The organism is Streptomyces sp. NPDC054863 (assembly GCF_053610825.1).
On sequence record NZ_JBSGZD010000023.1, the window covers coordinates 1 to 19,590 of the forward strand.

General features: G+C 71.6%; 14 protein-coding genes and 1 riboswitch. Of the genes, 10 read left to right on the forward strand and 4 right to left on the reverse strand.

Annotated elements, in window-relative coordinates:
- Positions 1-59 precede the first annotated feature (59 nt).
- Positions 60-2,513 (reverse strand): DNA gyrase/topoisomerase IV subunit A, encoded by a 2,454-nt coding sequence (locus tag ACWGIG_RS07245; protein ID WP_453320541.1) that lies wholly within the window; start codon positions 2,511-2,513, stop codon positions 60-62.
- Positions 2,514-2,768: 255 nt separating this feature from the next.
- Here ACWGIG_RS07245 and ACWGIG_RS07250 point away from each other — a divergent pair, with 255 nt between their 5' ends.
- The 4 genes from ACWGIG_RS07250 (at position 2,769) to ACWGIG_RS07265 (ending at position 7,583) form a co-directional block, all read left to right on the forward strand.
- A complete protein-coding gene (locus tag ACWGIG_RS07250) occupies positions 2,769-4,139 on the forward strand; it encodes a M16 family metallopeptidase (protein WP_453320581.1) in 1,371 nt (456 codons plus the stop codon).
- A gap of 26 nt (positions 4,140-4,165) precedes the next feature.
- Positions 4,166-5,533: a M16 family metallopeptidase gene (locus tag ACWGIG_RS07255; protein WP_453320582.1), complete on the forward strand. Its 1,368-nt coding sequence runs from the start codon at positions 4,166-4,168 to the stop codon at positions 5,531-5,533.
- A gap of 232 nt (positions 5,534-5,765) precedes the next feature.
- Positions 5,766-5,933: riboswitch (cyclic di-AMP (ydaO/yuaA leader) on the forward strand.
- A 14-nt stretch (positions 5,934-5,947) separates the two neighbouring features.
- Positions 5,948-6,742 (forward strand): M23 family metallopeptidase, encoded by a 795-nt coding sequence (locus tag ACWGIG_RS07260; protein WP_453320542.1) that lies wholly within the window; start codon positions 5,948-5,950, stop codon positions 6,740-6,742.
- 181 nt (positions 6,743-6,923) lie between these two features.
- The gene (locus ACWGIG_RS07265; RefSeq protein WP_453320543.1) at positions 6,924-7,583 is read left to right on the forward strand and encodes a GntR family transcriptional regulator; all 660 of its coding nucleotides are present in this window, start codon (positions 6,924-6,926) and stop codon (positions 7,581-7,583) included.
- 239 nt (positions 7,584-7,822) lie between these two features.
- On the opposite strand, the gene ACWGIG_RS07270 is transcribed toward ACWGIG_RS07265, so the two are convergent.
- Positions 7,823-8,104, reverse strand: coding sequence for an HPr family phosphocarrier protein (locus ACWGIG_RS07270; RefSeq protein WP_398422442.1), 282 nt, complete (start codon positions 8,102-8,104; stop codon positions 7,823-7,825).
- Between the two features lie 138 nt (positions 8,105-8,242).
- Here ACWGIG_RS07270 and ACWGIG_RS07275 point away from each other — a divergent pair, with 138 nt between their 5' ends.
- The 5 genes from ACWGIG_RS07275 (at position 8,243) to ACWGIG_RS07295 (ending at position 14,159) form a co-directional block, all read left to right on the forward strand.
- The gene (locus tag ACWGIG_RS07275) at positions 8,243-11,200 is read left to right on the forward strand and encodes a bifunctional acetate--CoA ligase family protein/GNAT family N-acetyltransferase (RefSeq protein WP_453320544.1); all 2,958 of its coding nucleotides are present in this window, start codon (positions 8,243-8,245) and stop codon (positions 11,198-11,200) included.
- Between the two features lie 64 nt (positions 11,201-11,264).
- Positions 11,265-11,861: a DUF5998 family protein gene (locus ACWGIG_RS07280; protein WP_453320545.1), complete on the forward strand. Its 597-nt coding sequence runs from the start codon at positions 11,265-11,267 to the stop codon at positions 11,859-11,861.
- Positions 11,861-13,051 carry an alkaline phosphatase family protein gene (locus tag ACWGIG_RS07285; RefSeq protein ID WP_453320546.1) on the forward strand — a complete coding sequence of 397 codons (1,191 nt, stop codon included), beginning with the start codon at positions 11,861-11,863 and terminating at the stop codon, positions 13,049-13,051. Before ACWGIG_RS07280 ends, ACWGIG_RS07285 begins: the two co-directional genes overlap by 1 nt.
- Before the next feature lie 108 nt (positions 13,052-13,159).
- Entirely contained in the window at positions 13,160-13,810 is a 651-nt protein-coding gene (locus ACWGIG_RS07290) for a thymidine kinase (protein ID WP_453320547.1), read from the forward strand.
- Between the two features lie 163 nt (positions 13,811-13,973).
- Entirely contained in the window at positions 13,974-14,159 is a 186-nt protein-coding gene (locus ACWGIG_RS07295) for a hypothetical protein (RefSeq protein WP_453320548.1), read from the forward strand.
- Here ACWGIG_RS07295 and ACWGIG_RS07300 read toward each other — a convergent pair.
- Together ACWGIG_RS07300 and ACWGIG_RS07305 are read right to left on the reverse strand one after the other, a co-directional pair.
- Positions 14,120-15,661 (reverse strand): MFS transporter, encoded by a 1,542-nt coding sequence (locus ACWGIG_RS07300; protein WP_453320549.1) that lies wholly within the window; start codon positions 15,659-15,661, stop codon positions 14,120-14,122. The genes ACWGIG_RS07295 and ACWGIG_RS07300 overlap by 40 nt on opposite strands.
- Positions 15,662-15,979: 318 nt before the next feature.
- On the reverse strand, positions 15,980-17,902 hold the full coding sequence (locus ACWGIG_RS07305; RefSeq protein WP_453320583.1) for an anthranilate synthase family protein: 1,923 nt from the start codon (positions 17,900-17,902) through the stop codon (positions 15,980-15,982).
- A 478-nt stretch (positions 17,903-18,380) separates the two neighbouring features.
- Here ACWGIG_RS07305 and ACWGIG_RS07310 point away from each other — a divergent pair, with 478 nt between their 5' ends.
- Positions 18,381-19,589 (forward strand): 3-deoxy-7-phosphoheptulonate synthase, encoded by a 1,209-nt coding sequence (locus ACWGIG_RS07310; RefSeq protein WP_453320550.1) that lies wholly within the window; start codon positions 18,381-18,383, stop codon positions 19,587-19,589.
- Position 19,590: the final 1 nt, after the last annotated feature.

Sequence of the window (19,590 nt, forward strand, 5' to 3'; positions counted from 1 at the left end):
TCCACCGGGGGCACCGGTGCCGGGGCCGCCCACTGGGGACGCCCGTGCCGGGGGCCTCGCTACACCGGCCCCGCCAGCGATGCCACCGGCTTCGTCAGCGGGGTTCCCGAGCCGTCCCTGCGCGGGTCCGGGACCGGGAGGTCCGACGGGGTGCCGTTCTGCTGGGCGGCCCTGGCCGGGGCCGCGCCCGCCCAGGCCAGCGTCAGGATGTTCTCGCCGCGCAGGAACCGCTGACAGCGGACGCCGCCGGTGGCCCGGCCCTTGCGCGGGTACTGGTCGAACGGGGTGAGCTTCGCGGACGATTCGGCGTCGCCGATCAGCGTCCCCTTCGAGCCCGCCACGGTGAAGACCACCGCGTCCGCCGCCGGGTCCACCGCGGCGAAGGCGATCACCTTGGCGCCCGTGGCCAGCTTGATGCCCGCCATGCCGCCCGCCGGACGGCCCTGCGGCCGTACCTGCCCGGCCTGGTAGCGCAGGAGCTGGGCGTCGTCGGTGATGAAGACGAGGTCCTCCTCACCGGTGCGCAGCTCCCGCGCGCCCACGATGCGGTCACCGTCCTTGAGGGAGATGACCTCCAACTCGTCCTTGTGGGAAGGGTAGTCGGGGACGACGCGCTTGACGACGCCCTGCTCGGTGCCGATCGCCAGTCCGGGCGACGACTCGTCGAGCGTGGTCAGGCAGATGAGCGTCTCGTCGCCTTCGAGGGACAGGAACTCCGACACCGGGGCCCCGCCCGACAGGTTGGGCGCGGACGCCGTGTCCGGGAGCTGCGGCAGGTCGATGACCGCCATGCGCAGCAGCCGACCGGCCGACGTCACCGCGCCGATCTCGCCACGGGCCGTCGCGGGGACCGCGGAGACGATCACGTCGTGCTTGGTGCGCCGCGCGTCGTCGAGGGCGAGGGGCTCGCCGTTGGGCGTACGGGCCAGCAGTCCGGTGGAGGAGAGCAGCACGCGGCACGGGTCGTCCGGCACTTCGAGCGGGACGGCGGCGACGGCCGAGGCGCCGGATTCGAGAAGTACCGTGCGGCGCTCGGTGCCGAACTTCTTTGCCACCGCGGCCAGTTCGGTCGAGACGAGCTTGCGCAGCTCCGTGTCGGAGTCCAGGATTCCGGTCAACTCGTCGATCTCGCCGTTGAGCCGGTCGCGCTCCGACTCCAGCTCGATGCGGTCGAACTTGGTCAGGCGGCGCAGCGGAGTGTCCAGGATGTACTGCGTCTGGATCTCGCTCAGCCCGAAGCGCTCGATCAGCCGCTCCTTGGCCTGTGCCGAGTTCTCGCTGGAGCGGATGAGGCGGATGACCTCGTCGATGTCGATGAGGGCGACGAGCAGGCCCTCGACCAGGTGCAGACGGTCCCGGCGCTTGGTGCGGCGGAACTCGCTCCGGCGTCGTACCACCTCGAAGCGGTGGTCGAGGTAGACCTCAAGGAGCTCCTTGAGACCCAGGGTGAGGGGCTGACCGTCCACCAGCGCCACGTTGTTGATGCCGAAGGACTCCTCCATCGGCGTCAGCTTGTAGAGCTGCTCCAGGACGGCCTCCGGCACGAAGCCGTTCTTGATCTCGATGACCAGGCGCAGGCCGTGCGAGCGGTCGGTGAGGTCCTTGACGTCCGCGATGCCCTGGATCTTCTTCGAGCCGACCAGGTCCTTGATCTTCGCGATCACCTTCTCCGGGCCGACCGTGAAGGGCAGCTCGGTGACCACCAGGCCCTTGCGGCGCGCCGTGACGTTCTCCACGGTGACCGTGGAACGGATCTTGAAGCTGCCGCGGCCCTTCTCGTACGCGTCCTTGACGCCGGCGAGGCCGACGATCCGGCCGCCGGTGGGCAGGTCGGGGCCCGGCACGAAGCGCATCAGCGTTTCGAGGTCGGCGCCCGGGTGCTTGATCAGGTGGCGTGCGGCGGCCACGACCTCGCCGAGGTTGTGCGGCGGCATGTTGGTCGCCATGCCGACCGCGATGCCGGTGGCGCCGTTGACCAGCAGGTTCGGATACGCGGCCGGCAGTGCGACGGGCTCGCGCTCCTTGCCGTCGTAGTTCGGGGTGAAGTCGACCGTGTTCTCGTCGATCGACTCCGTCATCAGCGACGTCGCGTCGGCCATCTTGCACTCGGTGTAACGCATCGCGGCCGGCGGGTCGTCGTTGCCCAGCGAGCCGAAGTTGCCGTGGCCGTCGACCAGCGGCAGCCGCATGGAGAACGGCTGCGCCATGCGGACCAGCGCGTCGTAGATCGACGCGTCGCCGTGCGGGTGCAGCTTGCCCATCACCTCGCCGACGACGCGGGCGCACTTGACGTACCCCCGGTCGGGGCGCAGGCCCATCTCGTTCATCTGGTAGACGATGCGGCGGTGCACCGGCTTCAGGCCGTCCCGCGCGTCCGGCAGGGCGCGCGAGTAGATCACCGAGTAGGCGTATTCGAGGAAGGAGCCCTGCATCTCGTCGACGACATCGACGTCGAGGATCTTCTCCTCGAACGCCTCGTCAGGCTGCGGGGTCTTCGTGCTGCGGCGGGCCATCGCGCTGCGGCTCCTTCTCACTGTTCAAAGGGTGGTTGTGGGATCGGTGGTGCGGGACGCGGGGGTGCTGACGCGGACCATTGTGGACCGCCGCACTGACAACGCCGACCTCGACCCGTCCGTAGCGGTTTTTGGGGCATCCCCGAGAAGAGTGCCCGGACCGGGAACTTCGCGGACTGTCAGTGCGCTTGCATACAGTGGCAGGACTTACTTGCAGGACCTGTCTCATACGCGATCGAAGGGACGTACATGCCCATGGGTCACACGGCCACAGCGCAGGCCGGCTCCGGCGGCCTGACAGCGACCGAGCACCGGCTTGCGAACGGTCTGCGGGTGATCCTCTCCGAGGACCACCTGACCCCGGTCGCCGCGGTCTGTCTCTGGTACGACGTCGGCTCCCGCCACGAGGTCAAGGGCCGTACGGGCCTGGCGCACCTCTTCGAGCACCTGATGTTCCAGGGCTCCGCCCAGGTGCACGGCAACGGCCACTTCGAGCTGGTGCAGGGCGCCGGCGGTTCGCTCAACGGCACCACCAGCTTCGAGCGGACCAACTACTTCGAGACGATGCCCGCGCACCAGCTGGAGCTGGCGCTGTGGCTGGAAGCCGACCGGATGGGCTCGCTGCTCACCGCGCTCGACGACGAGTCCATGGAGAACCAGCGCGACGTCGTCAAGAACGAGCGCCGCCAGCGGTACGACAACGTGCCCTACGGCACCGCGTTCGAGAAGCTCACCGCCCTCATGTACCCCGAGGGCCACCCCTACCACCACACCCCGATCGGCTCGATGGCCGACCTGGACGCCGCGACGCTCGAAGACGCCCGCGCCTTCTTCCGTACGTACTACGCGCCCAACAACGCGGTGCTGTCCGTGGTCGGCGACATCGACCCCGAGGCGACGCTGGCCTGGGTCGAGAAGTACTTCGGCTCGATCCCCTCGCACGACGGCAAGCAGCCGCCGCGCGACGGCTCGCTGCCCGACGTCATCGGCGGCGAACTGCGCGAGGTCGTCGAGGAGGAGGTCCCGGCGCGTGCGCTGATGGCCGCCTACCGCCTGCCGCACGACGGCACCCGGGAGTCGGACGCCGCGGACCTGGCGCTCACCGTCCTCGGCGGCGGCGAGTCGTCCCGGCTGCACAACCGTCTCGTACGACGCGACCAGACGGCGGTGGCGGCCGGGTTCGGCCTGCTGCGCCTGTCCGGCGCGCCCTCGCTCGGCTGGCTGGACGTCAAGACGTCCGGCGGCGTGGAGGTCCCGCAGATCGAGGCGGCCGTCGACGAGGAGCTCGCGCGGTTCGCCGCCGAGGGCCCGACGGCCGAGGAGATGGAGCGCGCCCAGGCCCAGTTGGAGCGCGAGTGGCTGGACCGGCTCGGCACCGTCGCCGGCCGCGCCGACGAACTCTGCCGGTACGCCGTGCTGTTCGGCGACCCGCAGCTCGCCCTGAGCGCCGTGCAGCGCGTGCTGGACGTGACGGCCGAAGAGGTCCGGGCCGTCGCGCAGGCGCGCCTGCGCCCGGACAACCGCGCGGTCCTGGTCTACGAACCGCTCGCAGCCGCCGCCGATCTCGCAGACGACACGGCCGGCGAGGCCGCACAGGAAGACCAGCAGGAAGGGGCGGACAAGTGACGGAGACCGTAGCCGTGACCAGCGAGATGCAGTTCCACCCGCAGCCGCAGGCCGGGCCCGCCACCCCGTGGGCCTTCCCTGCCCCCGAGCGCGGCGCCCTGCCCAACGGGCTGACCGTGCTGCGCTGCGACCGTCCCGGCCAGAAGCTGGTGGCCGTCGAGGTCAATCTCGGGGCGCCTCTTGAGGCCGAGCCCGCGGGCCTGGACGGGGTGGCCACGATCATGTCGCGCGCCTTCACCGAGGGCACCGACAAGCACTCCGCCGAGGAGTTCGCCGCCGAGCTGGAGCGCTGCGGCGCCACCCTCGACGCGTACGCCGACCACCCCGGCATCCGGGTCTCCCTCGAAGTGCCGGTCTCCCGGCTGCCCAAGGCGCTCGGCCTGCTCGCCGACGCCCTGCGCGCGCCCGCGTTCGCGGACGGCGAGATCGACCGTCTCGTGCGCAACCGGCTCGACGAGATCCCGCACGAGGCGGCCAACCCGTCGCGGCGGGCCGCCAAGCAGCTCTCCCACGAGCTGTTCCCGGCGGACCTGCGCATGTCGCGCCCCCGCCAGGGCACCGAGGAGACGGTCAAGGCCATCGACTCCGCGGCCGTGCGCGCCTTCTACGAGGCGCACGTCCGCCCGGCCACCTCCACCGCCGTGGTCGTCGGCGACCTGACGGGCATCGACCTGGACGCCGTCCTGGCCGACACCCTGGGGGAGTGGACGGGCAACACCGCCGCTCCCCGCCCGGTCCCGCCGATCACCGCCGACGACACCGGCCGTGTGGTCATCGTCGACCGCCCGGGTGCCGTCCAGACCCAGCTGCTGATCGGGCGCATCGGCGCGGACCGGCACGACCGCGTCTGGCCCGCCCAGGTCCTCGGCACGTACTGCCTCGGTGGCACCCTCACCTCGCGCCTGGACCGTGTCCTGCGCGAGGAGAAGGGCTACACCTACGGCGTGCGCGCCTTCGGGCAGGTCATGCGCTCCACGGCCGATGGTGCGGGAGCGGCCATGCTGGCCATCAGCGGCTCCGTGGACACCGAGTCGACCGGGCCCGCCCTGGACGACCTCTGGAAGGTCCTGCGGACGCTCGCGGCCGAGGGGCTCACCGACGCCGAGCGCGATGTCGCCGTGCAGAACCTGGTCGGGGTCGCCCCGCTCAAGTACGAGACGGCGTCCGCCGTCGCGGGCACGCTGGCCGACCAGGTCGAGCAGCACCTGCCCGACGACTTCCAGGCCCAGCTGTACGCCCGGCTCGCCGCGACCGGCACGGTGGAGGCCACGGCGGCCGTCGTGAACGCGTTCCCGGTGGACAAGCTGGTCACGGTCCTGGTCGGCGACGCCTCGCAGATCGCGGAGCCCGTACGGGCGCTGAACATCGGTGAGGTCACGGTCGTCACCGGCTGACCGGTGGAAGGCCGCCTCACAGGCCCTCCACACAACCGGTACAAAGCATGACAAGAAGGACCCCGATGACTCCCGAGTCGTCGGGGTCCTCCCTTTTGTCCGATTTATTGGAGAGGTTGCCTGTCTGCCGTGTGGGCTCCGTTACAAAAACGGCTGTCTGTTTGGCGATTGAAAGAAGTGCCGCTTAGCGTCGGTCCGGCTGTCCGTCAGAGTGCGCCGCAACCGTGGCACCGGGCAGTCATCGCCGAGTCCCCGTCAGGCGCGAGCCTGGGGAGCCGGGGACCCATTCAGTCCCTGGGGTGAATCGGACGCCATCGCCCTTCACGGGCCGGTGGGGCCCGTAGGAGACCTTCCTGCTCCGAACCCGTCAGCTAACCCGGTAGGCGAGAAGGAAGGAAAGGAAACAGCCACTTCATGGCGTTCACCCGTGCCGCCGGGAAGCACCGGCGTCCCTCCGTGCTGTCGCGCAGGAGCGCAAACATCGCCGGAGTCGCCGCACTCACCACGACCGGTGTCATCGGAACGCTGGCCCCGCAGGCCATCGCCGCCGAGCACGACCTGGCCGCCGAGGACACCGGCACCATCCGCGCCGTCGTCATGGAGGACTCCGTGACGGAGGCCCTCACCGCCCAGGTCGAGGCCCAGGCCACCGCCCAGAAGCAAGCGTACGAGAAGGCCGAGGCCGAGCGGAAGGCCGAGGAGGCCCGCAAGGCCGAGGTCAAGCGCAAGGCGGAGGCCAAGGCCAAGAAGGAGCGCGAGGAGCGCGAGCGTGCCGCCCGCGAGGCCGAGCGCAAGCGCCTCAACGCCTTCCGGCTGCCCGTCGCCGGCTCGTACGTCTCCACCGGCTACCAGTCCGGCGGCGCGATGTGGTCCTCCGGCAGCCACTCCGGTGTCGACTTCCACGCCTCGTCGGGCAGTTCCGTCGTCGCCGTCGGTGCCGGCACGGTCGTCGAGGCCGGCTGGGGCGGGGCGTACGGCAACAACGTCGTGATCAGGATGAACGACGGCTCGTACACCCAGTACGGCCACCTCTCCTCGATCGGCGTCTCCGTCGGCCGGTCCGTCGCGGCCGGCGAGCAGATAGGCCTCTCCGGCTCCACGGGCAACTCCACCGGCCCGCACCTGCACTTCGAGGCCCGCACCTCCTCCGAGTACGGCTCGGACATCGACCCGGTCGCGTACCTGCGCGGCCACGGCGTCAGCGTCTGACCGCACCCGCCGCGGTCGCACGTGCGGTGGCCGCTCCCGCTGTTCCGGAATGCCCCGGCTCTTCACGAGCCGGGGCATTTCCGTGTGCGCATTCCTCGGAGATCCCGGATTTTCTTCGGTAATTCCCCCGTGTTGCAATAGAGTTGAGAGAAGGCTTCGGCGGGCAGACGGGGGTCCTGGCATGCGCATTCCCGCGCATTCGGTGTGTACGGCGATTCGCGACGACATCGTGTCCGGATTCCTGCCGTGCGGCAGCCGACTCACGGAAGAGGTGCTGGCCCGCAGGTACGGCGTCTCGCGCGTCCCGGTCCGCGAGGCGCTGCGCACCCTCCAGGCCGAGGGCTTCGTCACCACCCGCAGGCACGCGGGCGCCTGCGTCGCCGAGCCGACCGCGCAGGAGGCCGCGGACCTCCTGGAGATGCGCACGCTCCTGGAGCCGCTCGGCGCCGCGCGTGCGGCCGTTCGGCGCAGGGAGGCGCACCTCAAGGTGTTGCGCGGCCTGGTCAGGATGGGCCAGGAGCGGGCCGGGCGGGCGGAGGGCGAGGACCTGACCGCCCTGACCGGCTGGTTCCACGAGACCCTCGCCCAGGCGTCCGGCAGCCCCGGCCTGATCACCCTGCTGACCCAGCTCAAGCACAAGATCGCCTGGATGTACGTGGTGGACCGGCCGGCCAGGCCCGCCGAGGCGTGGGCCGAGCACGGCGCGATCGTCGACGCGGTGACCAGGCGGGACGCGGAGCTGGCCAGGACGCTGACCGCGCGGCACGCGGAGCGGGCGCTGGCCGCGTACCGCATGAGGATTCCGCAACAAGCCGTCAACGCGGCGGGCGGCCGGAATTAACACGAGGGCCGTATACAAGCAGTAGGGGAAATCGGTGGGCGGCGAAAACCCTGGGCGAAAGCCGTATGGGAAAACCGCGGGCCGGAATCGGATACCGGATGGACGCAATTCCACCGGCGTCTTCGGCACCCTGAATTCAGGGGAAACGCCGACAGCCGCGGCCCCCGAATCGGGGGAGGCCACGGCTGCCGGGTCAAGAATTCGCCCGTACGGGCGCGACCTTATGGGGTCTCAGAAGGTCAGACGGTCTCGGGGAGCTCGTCCAGGCCCTCGGCGACCAGCTTCGCCAGACGGTCCAGAGCCGCGTCCGCACTCTCGGCCTCGGACGCGAGCACGATCTCCTCGCCGCCCTGCGCACCCAGGCCCAGCAGCGCCAGCATCGACGCCGCGTTGACCGGGTTGCCGCCCGCCTTGGCGATGGTGACGGGGACGCCGGTGGCCGTGACGGCGCGGACGAAGATGGAGGCGGGGCGGGCGTGCAGGCCCTCGGCCCAGCCGACGGTGACGCGGCGCTCAACCATGGTGTTGCCCTTCATGTGCTTATTGGTTGTCTAGACCAGTCTCTCACGTGGTGCGGGCTGCTCTGCCCGGCAAAAGTCCCGCCGAACAGGACCAGATTGCCCCGCTCCCCGGGTGCCCGCGAGTCGTAGGCTGCACCCATGGCCATGGCTGCGGGCGATCAGGATCACGTCTATCCCGACCACTGGGAGGCCGACGTCGTGCTCCGCGACGGCGGCACCGCGCGCATCCGGCCCATCACCACCGAGGACGCGGAGCGCCTCGTCAGCTTCTACGAGCAGGTCTCGGACGAGTCGAAGTACTACCGCTTCTTCGCGCCCTACCCCCGGCTGTCCGCCAAGGACGTGCACCGCTTCACCCACCACGACTACGTCGACCGGGTCGGCCTCGCGGCCACCGTCGGCGGCGAGTTCATCGCCACCGTCCGCTACGACCGCATCAACGCCGACGGGCTGCCCGCCTCGGGCCCCGACGCCGACCAGGCCGAGGTCGCCTTCCTCGTCCAGGACGCCCACCAGGGGCGCGGCGTCGCCTCCGCCCTCCTCGAACACATCGGAGCCGTCGCCCGCGAACGCGGCATCCGGCGCTTCGTCGCCGAGGTGCTGCCCGCCAACTCCAAGATGATCAAGGTCTTCACGGACGCGGGCTACCAGCAGAAGCGCTCCTTCGAAGACGGCGTCGTGCACCTGGAGTTCGACCTGGAGCCCACCGACCGCTCCCTCGCCGTGCAGCGCGCCCGCGAGCACCGCGCCGAGGCCCGCTCCGTGCAGCGGCTGCTGTCGCCCGGCTCCGTCGCGGTCGTCGGCGCGGGGCGCTCCGCGCAGTCCGTGGGCCGCACCGTCCTGCGCAACCTGCTGGCCGCCGGATTCACCGGCCGTACGTACGCGGTGAACGCGGCCCTTCCCCCGGGCGTCACCGAGCTGGGCGGCGTTCCCGCGCACCGCTCCGTCGCCGGGATCGGCGAGGGCGTGGACCTCGCGGTCGTCGTCGTACCGGCGGAGAAGGTGCCGGAGGTCGTGGCCGACTGTGGCGAGAGCGGTGTCCAGGGACTGGTGGTGCTGGCCGCCGGGTACGCGGAGAGCGGGGCCGAAGGGCGGGAGCGGCAGCGTGAACTGGTCCGCCAGGCCCGTTCGTACGGGATGCGGATCATCGGCCCCAACGCCTTCGGCATCATCAACACCTCCGACCTCGTACGTCTCAACGCTTCCCTCGCGCCCCAGCGCCCGGCGCGCGGCGGGATCGGTCTGTTCGCCCAGTCCGGCGCCATCGGCATCGCGCTCCTCTCCGGGCTGCACCGGCGCGGCGCGGGCGTCTCCTCCTTCATCTCCGCCGGGAACCGCGCCGACGTCTCGGGGAACGACTTCCTCCAGTACTGCTACGAGGACCCGGACACCGATGCCGTCCTCCTCTACCTCGAATCCATCGGCAACCCGCGGAAGTTCACGCGCCTGGCCCGCAGGACCGCCGCCGTGAAGCCGGTCGTGGTCGTCAAGGGAGCCCGGCACAGCGGGAGTACGCCGCCCGGGCACGCGGTACCGGTGGCGCGCATTCCGGACGCCACGGTCTCGGCGCTGTTCCGGCAGGCGGGTGTCGTCCGCGTGGACACCGTCACCGAGCTCGTCGACGCCGGGCTGATGCTGACCGGCCAGCCGCTGCCGCGCGGACCGCGCACCGCGATCCTCGGCAACTCCGAGTCGCTCGGCCTCCTCACGTACGACGCCTGCATCGCGGAGGGGCTGCGTCCGCTCCCGCCGCGCGACCTCACGACGGGCGCCACCCCCGCGGACTTCCGTACGGCCCTGTCCCAGGCGCTCGCGGACCCGGCGTGCGACGCGGTCGTCGTCACGGCGATCCCCTGGGTCGGTGAGGGCGGAACGATGGAGTCCGGCGACGGCGAGGTGCTGGCGGCGGCCCTGCGCGAGGCGGCGGCGACGTCCCCGGCGAAGCCGGTGGCGGTGGTCCACGTGGAGATGGGAGAACTGGCCGAGGCCCTGGCGGCGGCGACGAGCACGGCCCCGGGCAGGACCGCCGCACCGGTGGCCCCGCAGCCGGCACCGGACAGGACCGCCACCGCACCGGTGGCCCCGCAGCCGGCACCGGCGGTGCAGCAGCCGACGCCGTCCCAGGAACCGGCCCCCGAGCCCGTCACTCCTGAGTCCGTCACCCCTGAGTCGGTCACTCCTGAGTCCGTCACCCCCGACCCCCTCGCCCCCGAGCCCCCCACCTCCCGGCGCATTCCCGCCTACCCCGCCGCCGAGCGTGCCGTCCGGGCCCTCGCCGAGGCGGTTCGCTACGCGCAGTGGCGGCGGGAGGCCGCCGAGCCGGGGCGGGTGCCGGAGTACGAGAACATCGACGAGGGCGGCGCCGCCGCCCAGATCGACGCACTCCTCGCCGAGGACGCCGACCCGCGCGGTCTGCCGCTGAAGCCGGACGCCGCAAGGGAGTTGCTCGGCCGGTACGGGATCGCCGTACGCGACGCGCTGGCCGCGCCCACCCCCGACGCGGCCGTCGCGGCGGCCGGGCGCCTCGGCTACCCCGTCGCCCTCAAGACCACCGCCCCGCACCTCCGCCACCGTCCCGACCTCGGCGGTGTCCGCCTCGACCTGGCCGACGAGGACGACCTGCGGCGGGCGTACGGCGAGCTGACCGACGCCCTCGGCAAACCGGAGGAGCTCCTGCTCGTCGTGCAGGCCATGGCGCCGCGCGGCGTGGACACCGTCGTACGGGCCAGCATCGACCCGGCGGCGGGCGCCGTGCTGTCGTTCGGCCTGGCAGGAGCGGCGTCCGAGCTGCTCGGGGACACCTCGCACCGGCTCGTCCCGGCGACCGACAGGGACGCCGCCGAGCTGATCCGGACGATCAGGACCGCCCCGCTCCTCTTCGGCTGGCGGGGCTCCGCACCCGTGGACACCGCAGCCCTGGAAGAACTGCTGCTGCGCGTCTCACGGCTGGTCGACGACCACCCCGAGGTGGTCGGCGTCGCCCTCGAACCCGTGGTCGCCGCCCCCGACGGGCTGTCCGTCCTGGGCGCCACCGTCCGCCTCGCACCCCCCGCCGTGCGGAACGACCTGGGCCCCCGCCGCCTCCCGAGCTACTGAGCCCCCACGGCCCGCCCCCGGCTCAAGGGACATCCGCCCTCCCGGGCCCCGTAGGATGGAAGGCATGGCGAAGACCGGTACGACGACCCAGGGGCTGCGAGCAGCGATCGAGCGCAGCGGCTACTACCCGGCTCTTGTGGCCGAAGCGGTGGAGGCCGCTGTCGGCGCGGAGCCCGTCTCGTCGTACCTGGTGCACCAGGAGACCACCTTCGACTCGAACGAGGTCCGCCGGCACGTCACGGTCCTGGTCCTCACCGGCACCCGCTTCATCGTCAGCCACACCGACGAGCAGAACGCCGACACGAGCTCCCCGACGCCGTACGCCACCACCTCCACCGAGTCCGTGAAGATCGGCCGGATCTCCTCGGTCGTCGTCAGCCGCGTCGTGGCCAACCCGGAGAAGTACGTTCCGGGCACGCTGCCGCGCGAGGTCGTCCTGACCATCGGCTGGGGCGCCGTCGCCCGGCTCGACCTGGAGCCCGCCGCCTGCGGCGACCCCAACTGCGACGCCGACCACGGCTACACCGGCAGCTCCACCGCCGACGACCTGAGCCTGCGGGTCAGCGAGGCCGGGGACGGCCCGGACACCGTGAAGCAGACCCTCGTCTTCGCCCAGGCGCTGTCCGAGGCCACGGCCGCGACCGGCACCTCCGTCCGCTGATGGCGCTGCCCGCCGCCTGGCAGGACCCGGTCCCCCTCGCGCTCGACACCGCCCCGGTCCCGGAGTACGGCTCCGGCTCCCTCGCGGACCTGCTGCCGACGCTGGCGGCAGGCATGGAAGTACCCGGAATGCCCGCCTCCATCGGCGAGTTGACCCCGGCCGACCGGAACTGCGTGTTCCTGATCGACGGTCTCGGCTGGGAGCAGATCAAGGCGCACCCGGACGAGGCCCCGTACCTCCACTCCCTCCTCGCCACCTCGCGCGGCGGCACCGGACGCCCGCTGACCGCCGGCTTCCCCGCCACCACCGCGACCTCGCTCGCCTCCGTCGGCATCGGGCGGACGCCCGGCACGCACGGCCTCGTCGGCTACACGGTCCGCGACCCGGACACCAACGCCCTGATGAACCAGCTGCGTTGGCGCCCCTGGACCGACCCGCACGTCTGGCAGCCGTACCCCACGGTCTTCCAGCTCGCGGACGCGGCGGGCGTGCACACCGCACAGGTCTCGTCGCCCGACTTCCAGCACACCCCCCTCACCAAGATCGCGCTGAGCGGCGGCACCTTCCAGGGCCGCCTCACCGGCGAGGACCGCATGGACCTCGCCGCGCGCCACCTGGCGGCCGGGGACCGCTCGCTGGTCTACACGTACTACAGCGAGGTCGACGGCCAGGGGCACCGTTACGGGGTGGACTCCGACTCCTGGCGCGGCCAGCTGATGCACGTCGACCGGCTCGCCCAGCGTCTCGCGGAACAGCTCCCTGCGCGCAGCGCCCTGTACATCACCGCCGACCACGGCATGATCGACATCCCCTTCGACGAGGAGTCGCGCATCGACTTCGACGAGGACTGGGAACTGAGCGCGGGAGTCGCCCTGTTGGGCGGCGAGGGCCGCGCCCGCCACGTCTACGCCGTGCCCGGCGCGGAGTCCGACGTGCTGACCGTCTGGCGCGAAGTGCTCGGCGAGCAGTTCTGGGTGGCGAGCCGCGACGAGGCGATCGAGGCGGGCTGGTTCGGCCCGCACGTCGAGGAGCGGGTGCGCGGCCGGATCGGCGACGTCGTCGCCGCCGCCCACGCCGACGTGGTGATCACCGCCTCGCGGGGCGAGCCGGGCGAGTCCTCGATGACCGGCATGCACGGCTCGATGACTTCCGTGGAGCAGCACGTTCCACTCCTCGAAGTACGCTCGTAAAGACCGCGGCCCGCACTGCGATCCGTACCGCAGGTCCGTGCCGCGGGTCCGTACCGCAGGTCCGTAAGCCCCCCCACACGCCTCACCGCCCGAAAGGCTCAACTCCTCATGTCCGAGCTGGTGTTCTTCTCTGGAACGATGGACTGCGGGAAGAGCACCCTGGCGCTCCAGATCGGACACAACCGGTCCGCTCGTGGGCTCCAGGGCGTGATCTTCACCCGCGACGACCGGGCGGGGGAGGGCAAGCTCTCGTCCCGGCTCGGCCTGGTGACGGAAGCGGTCGAGGCCGACGAACGCATGGATCTGTACGCGTATCTGGTCGGGCAGATCAGCCGGGGCGGCCGTGCGGACTACGTGATCGTGGACGAGGCGCAGTTCCTCGCCCCGGCCCAGATCGACCAGCTCGCCCGCATCGTCGACGACCTCGAACTGGATGTCTTCGCCTTCGGCATCACCACCGACTTCCGCACCAAGCTCTTCCCCGGCTCCCAGCGGCTCATCGAACTCGCCGACCGCATCGAGGCGTTGCAGGTCGAGGCGTTGTGCTGGTGCGGTGCCCGCGCCACCCACAACGCCCGCACGGCGGGCGGCGAGATGGTCGTCGAGGGCGAGCAAGTGGTGGTCGGGGACGTGGGCATGGCGGCCGAGATCGTCGGCTACGAGGTGCTGTGCCGCCGCCACCACCGCAAGCGGATGACCAGCGCCTCCGCACACGCGGCGGCGCTGTCCCCCGACGTTCTGCCGGTCACCACCGGCTGAGGGGTGACTCCTGGGCCAGACCTTCCGAGCACACTGTGCAAGGAGATCGCAAAGTGGCCCCTGTCGTACGGACCGTGGTGTCAGGATCACCCGAGTTTCACCGGCCCCACGCGCCGCACTTGCCCCGCCGGCGGCGTACCGACGAGTGAGCAGAGGACCCGCCATGAGCCAGAGACCGAAGACCGCGGCCAAGAACCGGAACATGACCCTTCCCGTCCTCTACGCCATCGTCGTCATCCTGGTCGGCGCGCTGGCCAACGGTACGGCTCAGGCCGTCGTCGCCGTGGTGGGCGCCGTGCTGCTGGGCCTCTACTTCGTGTTCGGGCGCCGGGGGCGTACCCGCAACTGACTGACGGGCGGGGCCGTTTCGGGTTCGGCGTCCTGGCTGCCCGCGCCTGCGGGGCGTACCACCTTGTGGTGCGGGACGGCCTTGGTCCGCAGACCGGTCAGAGCGATGAGGACGACCAGTGCGAAGGCGGCGGCGCCGAGCGCGAAGGAGAGCGTGTACTGGCTCTCGGCCGGCACCGCGGGCGCACCGGCAGGAAGACCGGGCAGCAGGCGGGCGCTCAGCAGCGCGGTGATCACGGCGCTGCCCAGCGAACTTCCCAGGGACCTGGCGATCGAGTTGATGCCGTTCGCGATGCCGCTCTGATGGGCGGGAACGCCCGCCACGATGAACGCGGGCAGGGTCGCGAAGCCGAAGCTGACCGCGATGCCGGTGAGCAGCCCCGCCGCCACGATGCCCCCGGGGCTGCCGTGGCCGACGGCCAGCCAGCCGAAGCCCAGTACCCCCGAGGCGGCCCCGGCGGCCAGGGTGACGCGGGCGCCGATCCGCCGCACCAGCACACCGCCGAACTGCGCGGCGATCAACGACGCCACGGTGCCGGGCAGCAGATAGACCACGGCGGCGTCCAGCACCGAGGCGGAGAAGCCGTACCCGGCGATCCGGTGCGGCGTCTGGACCAGGTACGAGATGCCGATGAACTGGGTGAACATGCCGAACCCCAGCAGGACTCCGGCGAGGTTGGTGAACACCACCGGCCGCAGGACGAACATCCTCATGTCCACGAGGGGTTGGCGCACCCGGCGTTCGACGAGCACCCACACGGCGGTCAGGACCGCCGCGGCTGCCAGCAGCCCCAGGCAGCGCGCCGATGTCCAACCCCAGGTGCCGCCCTGCGAGATGGGCAGCAGGAGCAGGACGAGCGCTCCGGCGAGCGTGGTCACTCCGAGCCAGTCCGTACGGCCGCCGGTGGAGGACGGCGACGGGGGGACGGCGATCGCCACGGTGGCCAGCGCGACCAGGGACAGCGCGGTCGCCAGCCAGAACACCCGGTGGTAGTCCGGGTGCGCGCCCTGGGTGAGCAGTCCCGCACCGACCAGCGCGAGGCCGCTGCCGAATGCCAGGGTCCCGCTGACCAGCCCCATCGCCCCCGGAAGCCGTCGCGCGGGCAGCTCGTCGCGCAGCACCGACAGGGCGAGCGGGAAGATCGCCGTCGAAGCCCCCTGCATCGCGCGGGCGAGGAGCAGCAACGGCAGCGAGCTGGTGGTCGCCGCCAGCGCGGACCCGACGACGGTCACCCCGAGGACGCACAGGAGCACGGGCCGCTTGCCGCGCATGTCGCCCAGGCGGCCGAGCAGCGGCGTGAAGACGGCGGCGGACAGCAAGGTCGAGGTGGCCAGCCAGCTCGTGCTCGACGGGGACAGCGACAGATCCTGCTGGACCACGGTCAGGATCGGGACGACCAGGGTCTGCATCATCGACACGATCATGGCCGAGAGGCCCAGGGCGAGAACGAGTCCGCGTCCGCCGGACTCCGTCGTGGCCGGACGGCTGTGGGTGCGTGACATCAGTTGCGCTTTCGGTCGGGTGGGGTGACACGGGAGCGAGGGGTGCGGCCCCTCGCGGAGCGGGCCGGAGCGGTGGTGTGCCGGGCGGTGGTGAGGGCCGGAGCGGTGGTGTGCCGGGTGGCGGTGTGCGCCGGAGCGGTGGTGTGTGCCGGGTGGTGGTGCGCCTAGGGGCAGGGGTGCGCGCCCGTCGTCGGTGTGGGACCGGCGCGGGCCGCTCAGCGCCGCCGGGGGAGCCCTGTCAGGCGTCCGCCCGCGCGGCGGGGGAGCCGTGTCACGCGTCCGCCCGCGCGGCAGGGGACGGGCGCCGAACCGCCCCGGTCAGCCCGCGGCGCGGGCGGGTGCGGGCAGCAGCGCCGCCAGGTCGTCGGCGAGGACGCGCAGCCCGTCCTCGGACAGGAGCGACTCCGGGTGGAACTGCGACGACCGCAGCCACTCGCCGCGCAGCGCGTGGACCTCGCCGCTGTCCGGGTCCCGGCTGACGTCGACGCCCCCGGGGACCTGCGGGCCGCTGAAGCGGTCGGCGGGGGAGAGCGCCGCGTAGGTGTTGTAGAAGCCGAGCGTGGCCGGGCTGCCGAACAGGTCGATCCGCCGCTGAACCCCCTGGTGGGGCGGGTTCTTGCGGATCAGGCCGAGCCCGAGTTCCGCGCAGAGCACCTGGTGCCCCAGGCAGACCGCCAGCAACGGCCGTCGCGCTGCGAGGAGTTCGCGGACCGTGCGGCGCAGGGCGGCGATCTTCGGGTGGTCCTGCTCGCGCGGGTCGCCGGGGCCGGGCCCCACGATCACGAGGTCGTGGTCGGCGGGTTCGTACGCCTCGTCGAAGCGCCGGACGGTGACATGCAGGCCCAGGGCGAGGAGTTGGTGGGCGAGCATCGCGGTGAAGGTGTCCTCGCCGTCGATCAGCAGGACCCGCCGGTCGGCCAGTACCTGCCGGTGGGCGCGGTGGGTCTCCTCGTCGAGCGGGTCCAGCCAGAACCTGGCGAGGGAGCGGTTGCGGTCCGCCAGGGAGTCGAGCACTGCGGGGTCCGCGGTGAGTACGGGCCCCCCGGCCGCCCCCTGCCGGCCGCCGCCGTGCAGGGCCTGGAGCACCGCCGCCGCCTTGGCGCGGGTCTCGGCGACCTCGGAGCCGGGGTCGGAGTGGCGGACCAGCGTCGCGCCGACGCCGATCCGCAGCCGGGAGCGTGCGTCGATGTCGGCACAGCGGATGAGCACCGCGGAGTCCATCCGCCTCGCACCGGCCGCGTCCCGGCCGATCACGGCGAGCACCCCGCTGTAGTAGCCGCGGCCGTCGGTCTCGTACCGGTGGATGACCCGGCAGGCGTTCTCCAGCGGGCTGCCCGTGACGGTGGGCACGAACATCGTCTCGCGCAGGATGTCGCCGACCTCGCGGGTGGTGCGCCCACTGAGGTGGTACTCGGTGTGCGCGAGGCGCGTCATCTCCCGCAGGTACGGCCCCTCCGCCCGTACCCCCGGCTCGCAGATGCGGGCCATCATCTTCAGCTCTTCGTCGACCACCATGTACAGCTCGTCGGTCTCCTTGGGGTCCGCGAGGAAGCGGAGCGTCCCGGGGACGGTCGGGCCGGCGGCGGGATAGCGGTAGGTGCCGCTGATCGGGGTCATGGTGACGGTGCCGTCGTTCAGCGCCACGTGCCGCTCGGGGGTGGCGCCCACCAGGGTGCGCGTCCCCGTGTGCACGAGAAACGTCCAGTACGCACCGGCCTCACCGGCCAGCAGACGGCGGAACACCGTCAACGCGGCCTCGGTGGGCGGACCCTGGACCGTGGCGACGAAGGAGCGCTTGATCACGAAGTTCGCGCCCTCGCCGCGGCCGATCTCCTCGCTCATGATCTTGCGGACGATGGTCTCGTACTCGGCGTCGTCGGTGTCGAAGCCGGAGCCGGCCAGCTCGAAGGGCCGGTCGGGGACGGTGGCCAGGGTCTCCTCGACACTCAGCCTGGTCTGCTCGGCCACCGTCATGGCGAGCAGCGGGGTGCCGTCGTCCTGGTGCGCGTAACCGCGCTCCGCTATCTGACGGTACGGAACCAGCACCACCAGGTCGTGGCGGTCTTCGCCGCCCTGCCCCGGCGGTCCCTGGGGCAGCGGCAGATCGCCGAGACTCGCGACCTCCGTGACGTCCCCCAGCAACAGTTCGACGTCGTCATGACCCGCCGAATGCGGTCGGTGGAGCAGTGCGAACGGCGGTGCGCCGGGACTCAAGAGGGCGCGCAGACGTGCCGTATTCATCTCATTCACGAGAACTCCCCAGAAATTCGCACGGTACCGGTCACGACCGCCACCCCTTGTCCTGCTTTTCCTTTTTCTCGCTTCTCCTGCTTCTCTCCTGCTTCCCGATCAGTCTGGCAGTCGGGCGGGTCCGCGGGCCACTACTCACATGCGCCGCGGTCTGCGGTCAACGAGTAGCGTGTCAACCGCTCCCGGCTACTCACACGGGTAGTCCTCAGGGGCTTCCCCGCAGCTAGAGTCGAAATCGACAGGCCGCGCCGAACCGTGCAGAACCGCGCCGAACCCGGCCGTTCCCGCCGGATATCCAGCCGTAGCAGAAGGCTGTGCAGGTCGTCGTCCTGCGGTAACCCGCCGGACATTTGAGATTCACCTTCGAGCTTCATTCGCTTTCGCCTCATGCACTCGCCTCATGCACTTCGCCTCATTCACTTGCGCCCCTTCCGGGGCAGCCGACAGGGGATACGGGGATCGAACCTTCATGAACGTCGCCATCAACTGGGCCGGACTCACCGAATCCCATTCCGCACTCACCGAGGACGAGATGCGGTCCTGGCGGTTGCTGCCGTCCCGTCAGCAGCCCGCCTGGACCGACGACTGGCTGGTCACCGGCATCAGGAGGGACCTCGCCCACCTGCCGGAACTCGTGGACGCCGACGAGATCCAGGCGCTGCGCTCGGCCCTCGCCGACGTCGCGGCAGGCCGCCGACAGGTCGTCCAGGCGGGCGACTGTGCCGAGGACCCGGCCGAGTGCACGCCCGTCCACCTGGGCAGGAAGACCGGCCTGTTGGACGCTCTCGCCGGGGTGATGCAGATCGGTTCCGGACTGCCGGTGCTGCGGGTGGGCCGCTTCGCCGGCCAGTTCGCCAAGCCCCGCTCCCGCCCGACCGAGGTCGTCGACGGCGTGGAACTCCCGGTCTACCGGGGCCATCTGGTCAACGGCCCCAAGGAGACCGAGGAGGACCGCAGGCCCGATCCGCTGCGGATGCTCGCCTGCCACGAGGCCGCGACCACCGCCATGACGTACCTGCGCAAGCAGCAGGAGATCACCAGGGTGCCGGTGTGGACCAGCCACGAGGCCCTGGTCATGGACTACGAGCTGCCGCAACTGCGCCGCGGCTCCGAGGGCGACATGCTGCTGACCTCCACGCACTGGCCGTGGATCGGCGACCGCACCCGCCAGCTCGACGGTTCGCACGTACGCATGCTGGCCGCGGTCTCCAACCCGGTCGCCTGCAAGGTCGGCCCCAGCATGACGGAGGAGGAACTCCTGCGGCTGTGCGAGCTCCTGGACCCGGCCCGCAGGCCGGGGCGGCTGACGCTCATCTCGCGGATGGGGGCCGGAGAGGCGGCCCGCCGGCTGCCCGCGCTGGCGGAACGGGTGCGGGAGGCGGGGCACCCGGTGGTCTGGCTGTGCGACCCGATGCACGGCAACACAGTACGGGCCGAGAACGGCCGCAAGACGCGGCTGCTCAGCTCCGTCACCCAGGAGATCGGTGAATTCCAGGCAGCCCTGCGGGAAATCGGCGTGCATCCGGGCGGACTTCATCTGGAGACCACTCCCGACAGGGTTGCCGAATGCGTCGCCGACGCGTCGGAACTGACCGGCTGCGACGGTCTCTCCACGACATTGTGCGATCCCCGGCTGAACGCGGAACAGGCAATTTCCGCCGTCGCGAACTGGAATTGAG